This window comes from Gloeobacter kilaueensis JS1, assembly GCF_000484535.1.
Lineage (GTDB): Bacteria > Cyanobacteriota > Cyanobacteriia > Gloeobacterales > Gloeobacteraceae > Gloeobacter > Gloeobacter kilaueensis.
Genome location: NC_022600.1, coordinates 3,969,014 through 3,981,525, shown reverse-complemented (window position 1 = coordinate 3,981,525; position 12,512 = coordinate 3,969,014). Strand labels below are relative to the sequence as shown.

At 58.7% G+C, this 12,512-nt stretch carries 16 protein-coding genes; 7 read left to right on the top strand and 9 right to left on the bottom strand.

Annotation, left to right across the window (positions count from 1 at the left end):
* Window positions 1–6 precede the first annotated feature (6 nt).
* Together GKIL_RS18400 and GKIL_RS18395 are read right to left on the bottom strand one after the other, a co-directional pair.
* Entirely contained in the window at window positions 7–1,458 is a 1,452-nt protein-coding gene (locus tag GKIL_RS18400; RefSeq protein ID WP_023175332.1) for a M16 family metallopeptidase, read from the bottom strand.
* Complete coding sequence (locus GKIL_RS18395) at window positions 1,455–2,834, bottom strand: M16 family metallopeptidase (protein ID WP_023175331.1); 1,380 nt, start codon at window positions 2,832–2,834, stop codon at window positions 1,455–1,457. Before GKIL_RS18395 ends, GKIL_RS18400 begins: the two co-directional genes overlap by 4 nt.
* 108 nt (window positions 2,835–2,942) lie before the next feature.
* Here GKIL_RS18395 and GKIL_RS18390 point away from each other — a divergent pair, with 108 nt between their 5' ends.
* Window positions 2,943–3,740, top strand: coding sequence for a hypothetical protein (locus GKIL_RS18390; protein ID WP_041244063.1), 798 nt, complete (start codon window positions 2,943–2,945; stop codon window positions 3,738–3,740).
* A 156-nt stretch (window positions 3,741–3,896) separates the two neighbouring features.
* On the opposite strand, the gene GKIL_RS24325 is transcribed toward GKIL_RS18390, so the two are convergent.
* Both GKIL_RS24325 and GKIL_RS25000 read right to left on the bottom strand, forming a co-directional pair.
* Window positions 3,897–4,499, bottom strand: coding sequence for a 2-aminoethanethiol dioxygenase (locus GKIL_RS24325; RefSeq protein WP_023175329.1), 603 nt, complete (start codon window positions 4,497–4,499; stop codon window positions 3,897–3,899).
* A 13-nt stretch (window positions 4,500–4,512) separates the two neighbouring features.
* Entirely contained in the window at window positions 4,513–5,178 is a 666-nt protein-coding gene (locus tag GKIL_RS25000) for a hypothetical protein (protein WP_023175328.1), read from the bottom strand.
* 1,114 nt (window positions 5,179–6,292) lie between these two features.
* On the opposite strand from GKIL_RS25000, the gene GKIL_RS18385 reads away from it, so the two are divergent.
* Window positions 6,293–7,627 (top strand): hypothetical protein, encoded by a 1,335-nt coding sequence (locus GKIL_RS18385; protein ID WP_023175326.1) that lies wholly within the window; start codon window positions 6,293–6,295, stop codon window positions 7,625–7,627.
* A 64-nt stretch (window positions 7,628–7,691) separates the two neighbouring features.
* On the opposite strand, the gene GKIL_RS18380 is transcribed toward GKIL_RS18385, so the two are convergent.
* On the bottom strand, window positions 7,692–8,096 hold the full coding sequence (locus tag GKIL_RS18380) for a cytochrome b6/f complex subunit IV (RefSeq protein ID WP_023175325.1): 405 nt from the start codon (window positions 8,094–8,096) through the stop codon (window positions 7,692–7,694).
* Window positions 8,062–8,643: a cytochrome b N-terminal domain-containing protein gene (locus GKIL_RS18375; RefSeq protein ID WP_023175324.1), complete on the bottom strand. Its 582-nt coding sequence runs from the start codon at window positions 8,641–8,643 to the stop codon at window positions 8,062–8,064. The genes GKIL_RS18380 and GKIL_RS18375 overlap by 35 nt, the downstream gene beginning before the upstream one ends.
* Window positions 8,644–8,842: 199 nt before the next feature.
* Here GKIL_RS18375 and GKIL_RS18370 point away from each other — a divergent pair, with 199 nt between their 5' ends.
* Window positions 8,843–9,739, top strand: coding sequence for a phosphodiesterase (locus tag GKIL_RS18370; protein WP_051382858.1), 897 nt, complete (start codon window positions 8,843–8,845; stop codon window positions 9,737–9,739).
* Here the strand turns inward: GKIL_RS18370 and GKIL_RS25400 are convergent.
* Together GKIL_RS25400 and GKIL_RS18365 are read right to left on the bottom strand one after the other, a co-directional pair.
* Window positions 9,736–9,912: a hypothetical protein gene (locus GKIL_RS25400; protein WP_023175322.1), complete on the bottom strand. Its 177-nt coding sequence runs from the start codon at window positions 9,910–9,912 to the stop codon at window positions 9,736–9,738. The genes GKIL_RS18370 and GKIL_RS25400 overlap by 4 nt on opposite strands.
* Window positions 9,913–9,962: 50 nt before the next feature.
* A complete protein-coding gene (locus tag GKIL_RS18365) occupies window positions 9,963–10,358 on the bottom strand; it encodes a hypothetical protein (RefSeq protein ID WP_023175321.1) in 396 nt (131 codons plus the stop codon).
* A gap of 111 nt (window positions 10,359–10,469) precedes the next feature.
* Here GKIL_RS18365 and GKIL_RS24995 point away from each other — a divergent pair, with 111 nt between their 5' ends.
* Window positions 10,470–10,580 carry a photosystem II reaction center X protein gene (locus GKIL_RS24995; protein WP_023175320.1) on the top strand — a complete coding sequence of 37 codons (111 nt, stop codon included), beginning with the start codon at window positions 10,470–10,472 and terminating at the stop codon, window positions 10,578–10,580.
* Here the strand turns inward: GKIL_RS24995 and GKIL_RS18355 are convergent.
* Window positions 10,577–11,236, bottom strand: a complete 660-nt coding sequence (locus GKIL_RS18355) for a 2,3-bisphosphoglycerate-dependent phosphoglycerate mutase (protein WP_023175318.1) — start codon at window positions 11,234–11,236, stop codon at window positions 10,577–10,579. The genes GKIL_RS24995 and GKIL_RS18355 overlap by 4 nt on opposite strands.
* Before the next feature lie 135 nt (window positions 11,237–11,371).
* Between GKIL_RS18355 and GKIL_RS18350 the strand changes: the two genes are divergently transcribed.
* The 3 genes from GKIL_RS18350 (at window position 11,372) to GKIL_RS18340 (ending at window position 12,511) form a co-directional block, all read left to right on the top strand.
* The gene (locus GKIL_RS18350; RefSeq protein WP_023175317.1) at window positions 11,372–11,686 is read left to right on the top strand and encodes a DUF2499 domain-containing protein; all 315 of its coding nucleotides are present in this window, start codon (window positions 11,372–11,374) and stop codon (window positions 11,684–11,686) included.
* A complete protein-coding gene (locus GKIL_RS18345) occupies window positions 11,683–12,090 on the top strand; it encodes a hypothetical protein (protein WP_023175316.1) in 408 nt (135 codons plus the stop codon). Before GKIL_RS18350 ends, GKIL_RS18345 begins: the two co-directional genes overlap by 4 nt.
* A 115-nt stretch (window positions 12,091–12,205) precedes the next feature.
* Window positions 12,206–12,511, top strand: coding sequence for a hypothetical protein (locus GKIL_RS18340; protein WP_023175315.1), 306 nt, complete (start codon window positions 12,206–12,208; stop codon window positions 12,509–12,511).
* The last annotated feature ends 1 nt before the right edge of the window (window position 12,512 follow it).

The following is a 12,512-nucleotide window of genomic DNA, read 5'->3' as shown; positions in this document are numbered from 1 at the left end:
TGCCTCCTATTTGTCAGCCACTTTTGCCGTGCGCCCTAAATTGGCCTGGCCCAGGTCGAGTTTGGCGAAGGGAATCACTTCGAGTGCTGGAAACTGCTTTTGTAGTTGGGGCAGAAAAAGCTTCGCGTTGCCGACCAGCACCAGCGAGAGGTTGTCCTTGAGATGGGCGGTGGCAAACTGCTGGATCTGCTCTGGGCTGACAGCTTCGGTGCTGGGGATGTAGCGGTTGATGTCTTCGAGTGGCAGGCCGTAGAGGGCCAGTCTGCCCACCTGGGCCACCAGGCCATCGATCGTCTCAAGCGAGCGGGCAAAGCCGCCGGTGACGACCGCCTTGCGCGGCTTGAGTTCGCCTGCTCCCACAGGCTGGGCTGCGAGGCTTGCGATCGTGGCGAGCATGACCTGGGCACCTTCTGCCGCTCTGGTGTGATCGACGAGGGTGCCGGCAGTAAAGGGTCCCGGTTCGCGCCGGGCTTCGAGGCTGGCAGAAGCACCGTAGGAAAGGCCGCGCTTGATGCGCACTTCGCTGTTGAGCCGTCCGGAATAACCGGAGAGCACGGCGTTGGAGACAATGCCGGCGAAGTAGGAGGGATCGGCCCGCTCGATGCCGATGCGGCTCACGACGATCGCGGTGCGGCCCGCCTCGGGTTGATCGATGACGACGACGCGGGCGGTGGGTGCAGTAACAGGGGAAGCCTGGGGCGCAGGCAGGGCTGTGGCCGGTTTTTGCCAGTCGCCAAAGACGCGCTCCGCCAGGGCAAAGGCTGCCTCCGGGGCAATGTCACCGCCGATCAGGAGCACGGCGTTGTCGGGGCGATAGTAGGTCTGGTGGAACTGCTGCAGTTGGGCGCGGGCAATGGTGCTCACCGACTTGGGGGTGCCGTCGGCAGGGTGGCCGTAGGGAGCGTCGCCGTAGACGGCCCGCTCCGCCACCAGGGGGGCGAGGGAGGAGGGATTGCTGTAGGTCAGCTGCAGGCTGCTCAGAGCCTGGGTGCGGGCACGCTCGACTTCTTCGGGAGCAAAAACCGGGCGGCGCACGACATCGGCAAAGATCTCGAAGGCGGCGGCAAACCTGGGCGCGGTGGCGTTGACGCGCACGCGGCTCGAATCAAAACCGGCGTCGGCAGTCAGTTGGGCACCGAGGGCGTCGGTGGCCTGGGCAATTTCGGTGGCGGAGCGGGTGGCTGTGCCCTGGGTGAGCACGTCTGCGGTGAGCGATGCCACCCCCGGCAGGGCAGCCGGATCGGCTTCACTGCCGCTTTTGACGATGAGCTGGGCGGAGATGAGCGGTACACCCGTGCGCTGGATGGCGATTACCCGCAGGCCGTTGGTGAGGGTGCGCTCCACCGGCGTCGGGTAGGTGACGGTGGGCGGGGGACCGGGGGGCGGCGGTGTCTCCAGGGCAACCGCCGGGGGCATGATCGCAAGCGCCAGGAGCAGAACGGACCAGAACTTTTTCATTTGGTTTTTTTCTCCTTGCCGGTGCCCGGCTGCAGCGCTTTGGGCAGATAGTCGATCAAGGTGGCGTTGGTCGAGACGAGGTACTGGCGGGCGACCCGCTGCACATCGGCGGCACTCACCTTCTCGATGTCTGAAAGGGCGGTGTTGACCCGGTTTGGATCCCCTTCGATCCAGGTGGCCTGCACCAGTTCGAGGGCGCGGTCATTCGCTTGCTCCCGTCCCCGCACCAGTTCGGAGATGAGCTGCGTCTTCGCCTTTTCCAGTTCCGCCGCTGCTACGGGCGTATTCTGCAACTTGCTGATTTCGCCGGTAAGAAGCGCCTGGGCCTCGCTGGGCGACTTTGCGGCGTTCAAGATGGCATAGACCACAAACAGTCCCGGCTGCTGGCGCAGGTCAGCGTTGGCGGAGACGGCTGAGGCCACCTGGCGGTCGTAGACCAGGGTCCGGTAGAGGCGCGAACTTTCGCCCTCTGCAAGCAGATTTTCGAGAACCTGCAGGGCGGGCGCATCCGGGCTGGAACGGGCCGGGACGTGGTAGACCTGGGCCACCGCCGGTAGGGGCACATTGGCACCGTAGTAGGTGGTGCGCTGTTCCGATTTTTGCGGCGGTTCGACGGTCGTCACCCGTGGGATGGGCCGGCTGTCTTTAGGAACGCTGCCGAAGTACTTATCGATCCAGGGGTTGGCCTGAATCGGATCAAAGTCTCCTACGACCACGAGCAGGGCGTTGTTGGGCTGGTAGTACGTCCGGTGGAACTGGCGCACGTCATCCAAGCTGGCGGCGTTGAGCTGGGTAGGGTTGCCGATCACACCGCGCCGGTAGGGGTGCCTGGTGTAGGAGCGCTCATCGATGAGTTCAAAGAGCATTCCGTAGGGACTCGCCAGTATCCGCTGGTCGTACTCGCCGATCACCACCTTGCGCTCGGTCTGAAAGTTGGCCTCATCGACGTTGAGCGAGCGCAGCCGATCGGCCTCGGCCCAGAGCAACGTTTCAAGATAGTTAGAAGGCACCACCTCGTAGTAGTTGGTGATGTCCTCGGTGGTAAAGGCGTTGTTAAAGCCGCCCACATCCTCGGTGAGCCGGTCGAAGGTCTCAGGTTTGGTGTTGGCGGTGCCCTTGAACATCAGGTGCTCGAAGAGGTGGGCGAACCCGGAGCGCCCCGGCGGATCGTCTTTGCCGCCCACACCGTAACCGACCTGGATGGCGACGGTGGGCGAACTGTGATCTTCGACTAGAAGCACTCTCAGGCCGTTGGCGAGGGTACGGTCGCTGAAGCGCACCGGCGGCAGAGGAATACTCGGCTGGGCGGCCAGCGGCGTACTGAGAACAGCGCTCGCCAGCGCAAGGGTGGCCAGACTGAAAAAGATGCGGCGCACAGGAGGCTCCGGATGAATAGCCTGAAACGTTATAGCGCAACAGCACGAGAAACGTGCAGGGGTTCCGGTCTATATCTGCTAGAATTTCGCCCAGGTGGGAGAAAAGCCGTGTTGTTGATCGAGCAGGGGCTGGAAGCTTTTCAGGCTGAACAGTACGTCGAAGCGCTCCATTACTTCCAGCAGGCGCTGAGCGGGATACGCTCGACGAGCGAGCGCGACCGGGTGCTGATGTGGATTGCCCGCTGCAGTCTGGTGGCCGGTCAGCCGGAGGTGCACCTGCAGACCTGCTCGCAGCTACTGGGTTCGCCGGATGCCCAGGTGCGCTCCTTCGCCCGCGCTGGCCTGCTGCAGGGCGGCCTGATTCATCGCGAAACGTCCGCTTTGATCGATGCAAAGCCCGGACGCCTGCTCGTCGCCGCGCTCCGGGTCTACTTCGATCAATTCTGGTCTCTTCTAAGCAGCAGCCTGCTGGCGGGGCTCTGGACGATTGGCCTGAGTATCGCCGCCATCTGCTGGCTGACCTTCGCACTGCACTTTCAGATCGAGACGAAGGCGGATACGCCCCTGCGCGTCGCCCGTGCCCTCTGGTGGTGGCTCCTGGTGCTCGTGCCGGTGGGAACGTGCGCGCTTCTGGCCCTCGACCGGATTCTGGCCGCGATCGATCAGCAGCGCCGCACCCTGCTTCTGGCGCTCGGAGCGGCGACGGTGAGAGGCGGCCACCCCTGGCTGGTGCGGCTGGGTGGCCTCGCTTGCTCGCTTGTGGTACTGGCAGCCCTCGTCTTGCTGGTGCAGGTACACTGGTGGGCCGCCGCCCTGCTCAGTCTGGGCCTCCAGCCGGGGCTGGTGAGCCTCTGGCTTGTGATCGACCTGGCGGTACAGCCAACCGTGGCCGCCGTCGAATCTTAAGTTCCAGTAACAGCGATGGGTAGTCTTTCTCAAGCCGGAGCTTTGACTCGACGAGCAACGCAGATGTACCAGTAGTGAAAAAGCTTTACAGGAAACAGTCACAGCATTTCCACTTGGAGGTAGGACTTTATCGTGGAGCACTGCCGCATTCGGCCCTCAATTCCCATACCACTTCGTTTTGCGTTCTCTCTCAGTGTTATAAGGTGGCGTGAAGATATCCATGACGACGCAGGGAGTAACAGCAATTACTTGATGAATATTGTGCTTGTTGGCAGTTAGTACGCTAACCTCAGATTGCCTTAGAACGACATCCGCAACCTGTTTGAGCTGTCCCTCTGAAGTTAATTCATAATTGATCACTCTCAACTTACCACTCAGGCAGGTGAGCACGCCTGTCATTCCTGGATGATTATGTGGTGGTATTCTGCATCCTTGATCAAAAGCAATCTGAGTAACTTCAAAAGAATTCACTTTATATAAAGATTGAAACTCAATTCGCCCTTGCTTTATAGGCGATAACGGCAACCCATCTAAATCTAGCAGTGCAATTTTCCTGCAGACAGAGTCAACGTAGGAATCCTGATTCCAGTCAGAAGAAAACTGACTGGATACAAGCTTGGTTAATCTAGTAATAAACTCAGGCCAGGTAAGCGATTGAACAGCACATGCAAACTCAGTGTTCCATATACATAGAGGTAGACCAATCATTAATGACGCTAAAGAATTCCGTGCAACATCAAGAGTTTCTCGTCTTTTCATGAATGTATTGCACTCAAGGAATGTTAATGAACACCTTATTAGAGACTAGACCATAAGGAGCCTGGCTTGAAGAGGGCTGATTTTCATCTATAGTGGGATAGATAAACACCACAGTATAGGTATCACCTTTCTTTAGATTGTAGAGGTCATTCAAAGTTACTTCAAAAGACTCCATTTCGCCAGCACCAAGACTCACCGTCGCTGGTGGCACCATTGCCGGGCAATAGTGCTCTTCACCCGCTTCAAAGTACTTATCTTGTATACTTTGCCCCTGGCTATCAGTAATCAATATGACAAAGGTGCAAGAAAGGGGATGCCCAGAAGTAGGATAGCCTATGTATCCAACAAACTTTAGTTGTCTTTTTGATGCATTTTTCACAACTGCACGTAGAATAATTGGTTCATTCCCTTGGTAATTAACTAGGCTTGGTGACACTTGAAGCTTAAAGCCCTTATAGGATGCACCCATATAATCTACTGGAATATTTTGAAGCTTTGGTCCGTTTAGTACAGCTTGTCTCTTATCCAAATACTGTTGCCGATACTCGTCTTTATTGATGATATAGGGTTTTGCTGTGGAAGTAGAACTATCCTGTTTGATAGCTGGTTCCTGAGCAAGCAGGATACCATTGCCTAAAAATATGGAGCCTAGACTAATCAGAGTAATGGCGAGTTTCATTGATTCACCTCATGGTGCAGTAACTGATCTAGACCAAACTGGATAGGCTTCTATAGGACTAACTGTAGGAGAAATCTTATTGATTCCAGATGAGGTAAATGTAAAACTATTACTCGCGCTAGCCTCTTCACAAGTGCCACTCCATCCCCAATGAATTTTTGTCAGAGGTACCTATATGCTATTGTTTATACTCCGTTTCCACATCAAATACATATCAAATGAATCATTGACAGAAATTTGTGAGTATAGAGCCACAGGTCATGGGATCTAGGTTAAACACTGATGCTGGAGAATCTTCAGTCGTACTTGAGCTAGTTGCAGGGTAAGGATAACTGGTGTCTAATCCAGAAGCCACAAAATTCACAACATTCTTACCATTTGATCTGATTTTTGTATATTTACGCCTGCAAGCTGAACCCACTGAGCTTGTCCAGCCGCACTAGCAGATAAGTTCCCATAAAGAAAGCTAATCCCAGGAGTGTGGGTGCTTCCTCCTGCATTCGAAACTATTCCATAGTGCAATGAAGTGGCCTGTATGTAATAGAGAGTTTGGAATGGCTTCCCGTTGAAAGTAATAGATTTGAAATACGGGAAATTGCCATAAGGATCACAGTTGTTCCGGGGGGCCATTTGTAGGCGTAAAGGAGTCAATTCTCATTGGAGGCAGACACGCATATAAAGCGGAAGTTTGGCCGAATATTCCAAACAAACATGCAACAGGGAAGCACCAACTATTCTTACGCATAAAATTCACTCCTACAACATCGAGAAGCTACACGGACTGTTGTTCTGATGAGCAATGAGCAATTACATTCTGAAGCTCAGCTATAGAGTAGATTGTCTGGTACAAATCCTACATTTATCCTGCGGCACACTGCTGTAAAGCTTTGCAAACAGTAGTGCCGACGGTCTTTGCATTGGTCTTCAGCCGGGGCTAGTGAGCCTCTGGCTTGTAATCGATCTGGCAGTGCAGCCACCGGCGGTTGCCGTCGAATCTTGAAAAAAGAACCGGCTTTTGATCTTCTCTAATTCCTCCCGATTGCTCTCTACGGTCAGAAGTAGAGCGAGTCGCGCTCCACCACTCGCGACACCCCGAACAAGGAGAAAGTCAGTCATGGCCCGTTCACTGTTCCCCAGTGTGGATGAGTATTCCTACACCAACCCGGCGAACTCCAAAGACAGCCCCTACATGAAAACGACCCAGGAGACGATCGCAGAGGACACCCCCGGCAGTTATACCCAGCGGCACGAAGTCGGCGCGGACATCTCCTCGACCGGTCAGAACGACAGCTACGAGTACGCCGACCGGCACCAGGACGGCAGCAGCGCTCGCGGTGCGCGCTACCAAAACGCCGATGGTACGAGCACCTGGCGCGACGCCCAGATGGATAAAAATGGCCGCGTCACCTCGATGAGCGAAGAAACCTACGACAAAGATGGCGGCTTTCTGACTGGCCGCTACGACAAAGACGGCGACGGAACGATCGACCAGCAGAGCCAGCAGGTGAATGGCTCCACCGAGACCTACACCCTGGGCCACGGCAAGGGGGCCGCAGACCACTTCGGCTGGCAGGCAAAAGGCGAGTGGGACATCGACGCGGACGGCAACGGCACGGTGGATTGGCGATCGAACTACGATCCGCACACCTACGGCGATACCCATCAGGTGAGCTTCTACGACGGCGAGCGCTACGTCGGCGTCGATGTCGGCACGATGAGCGCCAGAGGCTCCGATCATATGGGCAGCGTCGATTACGACGGCAACGGTTACATCGATACTTCGATCAACCAGACCTTCGATCGCGAAGGCCACCTCACCAACCAGTCGGCGATCGAGACGAGCAACGACGCTGCAGGCACCATCGTCGATGTCAAAAATGACTTCGACGGCGACGGCTGGGTAGACAGGCACCAGAGCGACGTGAATGACGACGGCGTGCTCGACGATGAGGTGATGAATCACGACGAGAACCCGATTCAGCCCACCAGTGCCGGTGACGGCTACCATCCAACCGTGCAGGCCCAGCCTGGGGCTGCCCAGGATAGCTACGACTTCTGGAACAGCGGCGACAGCGAGGAGCCCAGCGATTCCTTTGCCGGACAGGACGGTTTTGAGCCCTCTCAGGCCGTCGATGCCTACGATCCCTGGCAGGGGCAGGATACAGGAGCCGATTACGCTGCCGACGGCGAGACCCCAAGTACCCAGGGCAACAGTTCCTTTGACAGCGATTACCAATCTTCCTTCGCGCAAGATGGCGATGCTGATACAACAGACGGTTGGGATTTCGGTTCCACTGACGACAGTTCGACAGCCGACTGGGACGGCGGTTCGACCGATAGTAGCTCGACCGGTAGCTGGGATCTTAGCTCCACCAGCACCGATTCGACTGGCGGTTGGGGCTTTGATTCATCGAGCAACTGGGGCTCTGACCCAGCTGATGCTGAGTAAGCGCCTGGCAGCTTAAACGTTCACGAGGGGGACAGGAGCGCCATTTCCATCCGGAAGTGGCGCTTTAGCGCAGGGTGAGAAAACCGAGGAGGACGACGCTCAGGTGAATGGCGATAAAAGCAGCCCGTCCCAGCCAGGGACCGCCAGGTACGCGCTTGCTGAGATCCGGCAAGAAGGGCAGGGCAAATAGACCTGCTACTAGCGCTCCCAGACCGACAAGGCCAATGATCTTGGCCGGGAGCGACTTGATGATCGCAAAGGCCGGAAGCAAATACCACTCCGGCAGCACTTCCGGCGTGGCAAAGACATCGTAGGCATCCACCAGCCTCGGTGGCTCGAAGACGGTGAGCACCAGGGCAATCCCGATGCAGGCGATGATCACAACCCCGACATCGAAGAAGCGCGGGTTGAGGAGGCGGCCAGGGGCACGCTCTCTAGATAAGCTTTGCTTTTCTTGCTGCGTATACATGGCACACCAGGGCAATCAGGGTAAACACGGGCAAGACAACGCTGTGCAACCAGTTGATGCGGACGATGCTCGCGGTGCTGACGGCGGAGCCGCCCAGCAAAAAATATTTGATCGCCGAACCGAGCACGGGCACGTCGGCAAACAAATTTGCCTCGATCACGAGCCGCCAGTAGGCGTTTTGATCGAGCGGCAAGTAGTAGCCTGTGACATTCGCGCCCAAAAGCAACAGACCCAGGGCAAGACCGCTCAGCCAGAGCCACTTTGCCGGGCCACGAAAATAACCGTACCAGAAGGCCAGGCTCGTGAAAGTCAGGCTGCAGATGAGGGTGAGGCTGCTCGACCACCAGTGCAGACCCCGGATCGCCCAGCCAAAGTTGAGCTCGCCGGTGATGCTCCGGGTCGAATCGTAAGCCTCCATCGTCGGCACGAAGTGGGCTCCGAGCAGTACGCCCGTCACCAGGGCAAGGACCAAAAAAGTAACCGTCGCCGACGACAGATAAGGTAAAAACAGTTTGAAGCGCTCCCCGGAGCGGTCAGAAACATCCATCGGCCTGTCCTGCGCTGTTTTCTAGATCGATTGTAACGAAGAAATACAGAACGTAACCGAATATTTCATTGATTTTCGATCGCTGTATCTGGTACGTTTCAACTGAGGCACCGCTCAGGCAACCAGAAGCGACGATTTACAGAAGGCAGGTTACGCTCAAAGCTGTGTTCCCCGCTTGTGCCAGATGGAGAGGTTCCCGGTGAAGGTCGAGCCCCAACTGAATTTTGTGCAGATCTCCGATGTCCACCTGCGGCCCACCGATGGCCGTTCGGGCTGGTGGCTCTCCGAGCGGCCCGAGGCGCTGTTGCAGATGGCGGTCGAGAGGGTCTGGACGCTGGGAGCGGTAGACTTTGTGGTCTTTACAGGCGATCTATTCGACAAGGCGGAGGCGGCAGCGCTCGATCAGTTCCAGGCGATCGTCCGGGAGCTGCCCTGTCCGTACTACGTCTGCGTCGGCAACCACGATGTCGTCGGCAAACCCTGGCCGGGTCGGCTCACCAAGCAGACGTTCGCCGAAAAGCTGGGGCTGCCCGAAAAACTGTTCTACAGTGTCGCGGTCAAGCCAGGTTATCGGCTCGTCGTACTCGACACGGTGCCAGAATTGTTCCCCCACGCCCAGGGGCGGCTCATGGCCGAGCAGATGGACTGGCTGCGCTGGCAGCTGCTCGTCCACCGCGACGAAAAATTGGTTATCGCCATGCACCACCCGCCGGTGGCCTCCCCTTACTTCCGCGATTTCAGGCTCAATCCCAACGACGGCATCCAGCTTGCTGAGTTGATTGCCGCCTCGCCGAACGTCGTCGCCGTGCTCAGCGGGCACCTGCACCTGCCCCGGCGCTGGAGTTACCGGCGGCGGCCCTACTTCAGCGCCCCTTCGCTCGGGGGACCACCCAACGCCTTTCGCCACTTCCGGCTGGAGGTGGGGGCGGATGCGGCCCAGCTCCGCTACGACTGGATCGCGGTTTTGCCGGAAGCAGAGCGGCGGCCCCTCTGGTATCCGCTGAGCCTCGGTCGCCGCCGCGACCGGCGAGGCCGCTACCGCCTCAGACTGCCGATCTTCAACCGCCAGCTCCGACGATTGAACGCCGCTTCTTAGGGAGTCGAAGTCGTACCGGCAGGCGCAGATTCGGTCGTACCGGCGGGGGCAGAAAGGGGAGTGTTGCCGTTGCCGGGCTTGGCAGCTTCGTCCACGGAGGGTTGCTTTGCGCAGGCGGACAGGCTCAAAGTCACCAGCACCGCCACCAGCGCGACCAGATGCAGCTTTTTCATCTAAAAATTCCTCGTCGTCAGGTTCCGGGGGGATTATACGACGGGTGGCGCTACACGATCGCCCGCCGCTCGATGTCTTCGATCACAGCGAGCAGTAGACGGCGCGCCTGCAACTGCCAGCCCCAGCGCTGGAGCAAAAAGGCAGCCGTGCAACCGAAGATAGCCAGCCCCCAGCCCCACCAGCCCGCCAGAAAGCCCACCAGCATCCCCAGACCCCCAAGACCCCACAGTGGTAGAGCGACGGCCTGACGCTGCTTTTCGACGAGCGGGCCAAAGGGCGCACTGGCGTCTAATTCGGCTCGCAACCGGGCTGCGAGGGCGGTCCGCTCAGCCGGGGTGAGGCGCAGGGCCACCTTTGGCCGCAGCTTTTCGATCTTGCGCAGGTCCGTGCTGTACTCGGTCAACTCGTCCTCGGCAACGCGGATCAGCTGCTCCTCAGTGCCCATCGTCGTCCCGGTCGCGGTTCTTCCAAATTACTGCGCTCCCGGATTTTTTGCGACTTCGTCACATTGGGCAACAAACGGGTACAATCGACACTACAGAAAGGAGAACTGGACGTGACGCCGACGCTGAGCAACTTTTTGTGGAGCATCTTCTGGGGTGGTGCGGTCGTTGCCATCGGTGCCGCTGCCCTGACGGTGATCTCGCGCCTCGATCGCATCCGCTAGGAACTGCCGATCCGGCGGGCCGGGGGCTGGGGCGCGCTTACGAGGTCGCAGCGGGGCAGCAGCACCTGGGCAAAGCTGCCGTCCGATCGGGCCTCGAAGGCGATCGGCACGCAGTATTCGATCTCGACTTTTTCGACCTGCGCGGGGCTGAGGTGGTCAAGTTCCATCAAGATCGCCCGGATGGTGTTGCCGTGGGCGCTGACAATCACGTTCTTGCCAGTTGCCAGTTCTGGAACAATGGCACTGTAAAAGTAGCGCAATGAGCGCACAGCTGTATCTTTGAGACTCTCGCCGCCGGGAGGGCGGTCCTCGAAGCCGCGCCGCCAGCGCTGGACCGTTTCTGCGCCAAATTTGGCGGCGGTCTCGGCCTTGTTGAGGCCCTGCAGTTCGCCGTAGTGGCGCTCGTTGAGCGCTTCGTCCTCGATCACCGGCACGTCGGATTGACCGGCGGCGGCCAGCAACAGCTGCAGCGTCTGCTGGGCGCGGCTGAGCTTGGAGGTAAAGGCGATGTCAAAGCGCACACAGTGGAGGAGTTCACCGCAGGTGCGCGCCTCCTCCTTGCCTTTTTCGGTGAGCGGCACGTCCGTCCAGCCTGTGAAGCGGTTCTCGAGGTTCCAGAGGGATTGTCCGTGGCGGACCATGACCAGCAGTGCCATGCAGATTAACCATCGCAAGACCAAGGCTGTTGTATCAGAAGGCAGCGACAAACCGGCTGTTCCTCAGAAAAGATTCAACTTTTTGTCGTCTCTGCTACGCACTGCCGGGTGCGATCGAGGTGCTACCCTGAGCCCATGCACGCCCTGTCGCTGCCCACCTGGATCATTCATGTCGCGAGCGTTCTTGAGTGGACGCTGGCGATTGTCCTCATCGCCCGTTACAGCACCCACCGGGGTGCGGGAGCCTTTCGGGTGCTCTGCTGGGGCATGTTACCGGCGCTCATCGGAGCGATGGCGGTATTGAGTTGGCACTACTTCGACAACGGGGCTGAACTGGCTTACCTGGGTACGGTGCAGGCGGCGATGACCCTGGTAGGCAACGTCACGCTGGCGCTTGCCGCTTTCTGGATCGACCGCGACAGCCGCCGGGGCAGGGAAAATCGCCTGTGATCATCTTTGTCGGACTTGCTATCGCCCTGTTGGGGGCCGTCGCCATCGCCTGTGGTGTCTTGGGCCTGTCCAACTTTTATGTGGCGCAATGGACGAACGGCTCTATTCTCTGTGGGGCGGCAGTCGTGCTGCTTGTGGCGTTCGTCTTTGGCTGGGAGCGCTATCTGACCCGACTGGGAGCAGACCGAAACACCGACGGAGGCGACGGACAGCGGGCGGCCCTACTACCGGCTGGACCGGCGGTGCTCAGCAGTTTCTGGCTGCTGGTGCTGGCAGCGGTGCTGGGCGTTGGAGCCTGGCAGTCGGTGGGAACGGCCCGCTGGCTGAGTGTCGGGACAGCACTTGTGCTGGCGGCGGTGGCGGTTGCTATCTTTGTGCGGCGGCCCCGGCCCCTATCCAGTTAGGACTGGGCAGTGCGCTTGAGCGCAACTGCCTCTGCGTTCGGCAAACCTGACAGCAGCGCAGCGCATTCGCTAGCCTGAGAAGGATTGCAAGTAATAGCCCCCTGGGGCCGGTTCAATGTCTATTTTCCTGTACGGTACGAGTCTGGCAGCGCTACTGACCATCCAGGGCCAGCCCATTGCTGATGCTCCGGTGGCTTCCTCCGGCATCGCTCCGGCAGTGCTCGTCGCCCAGGATCGAGGCCGGGGCAGGCCCGGTGGACCGCCCTTTGTGCCCCCCGGCGGGCCGCGTCCGCCCTTTAACGCTCCGCCGCCCCAGTTCAATGGCCCACCGCCCCAGTTTGGCCGCAACCCCAGTCCCCCGCAGCGCCCCAACAACCAGGGCAGGCCGCCCAAGCGCGACCGCAAGATCTTTTATTTTTAAG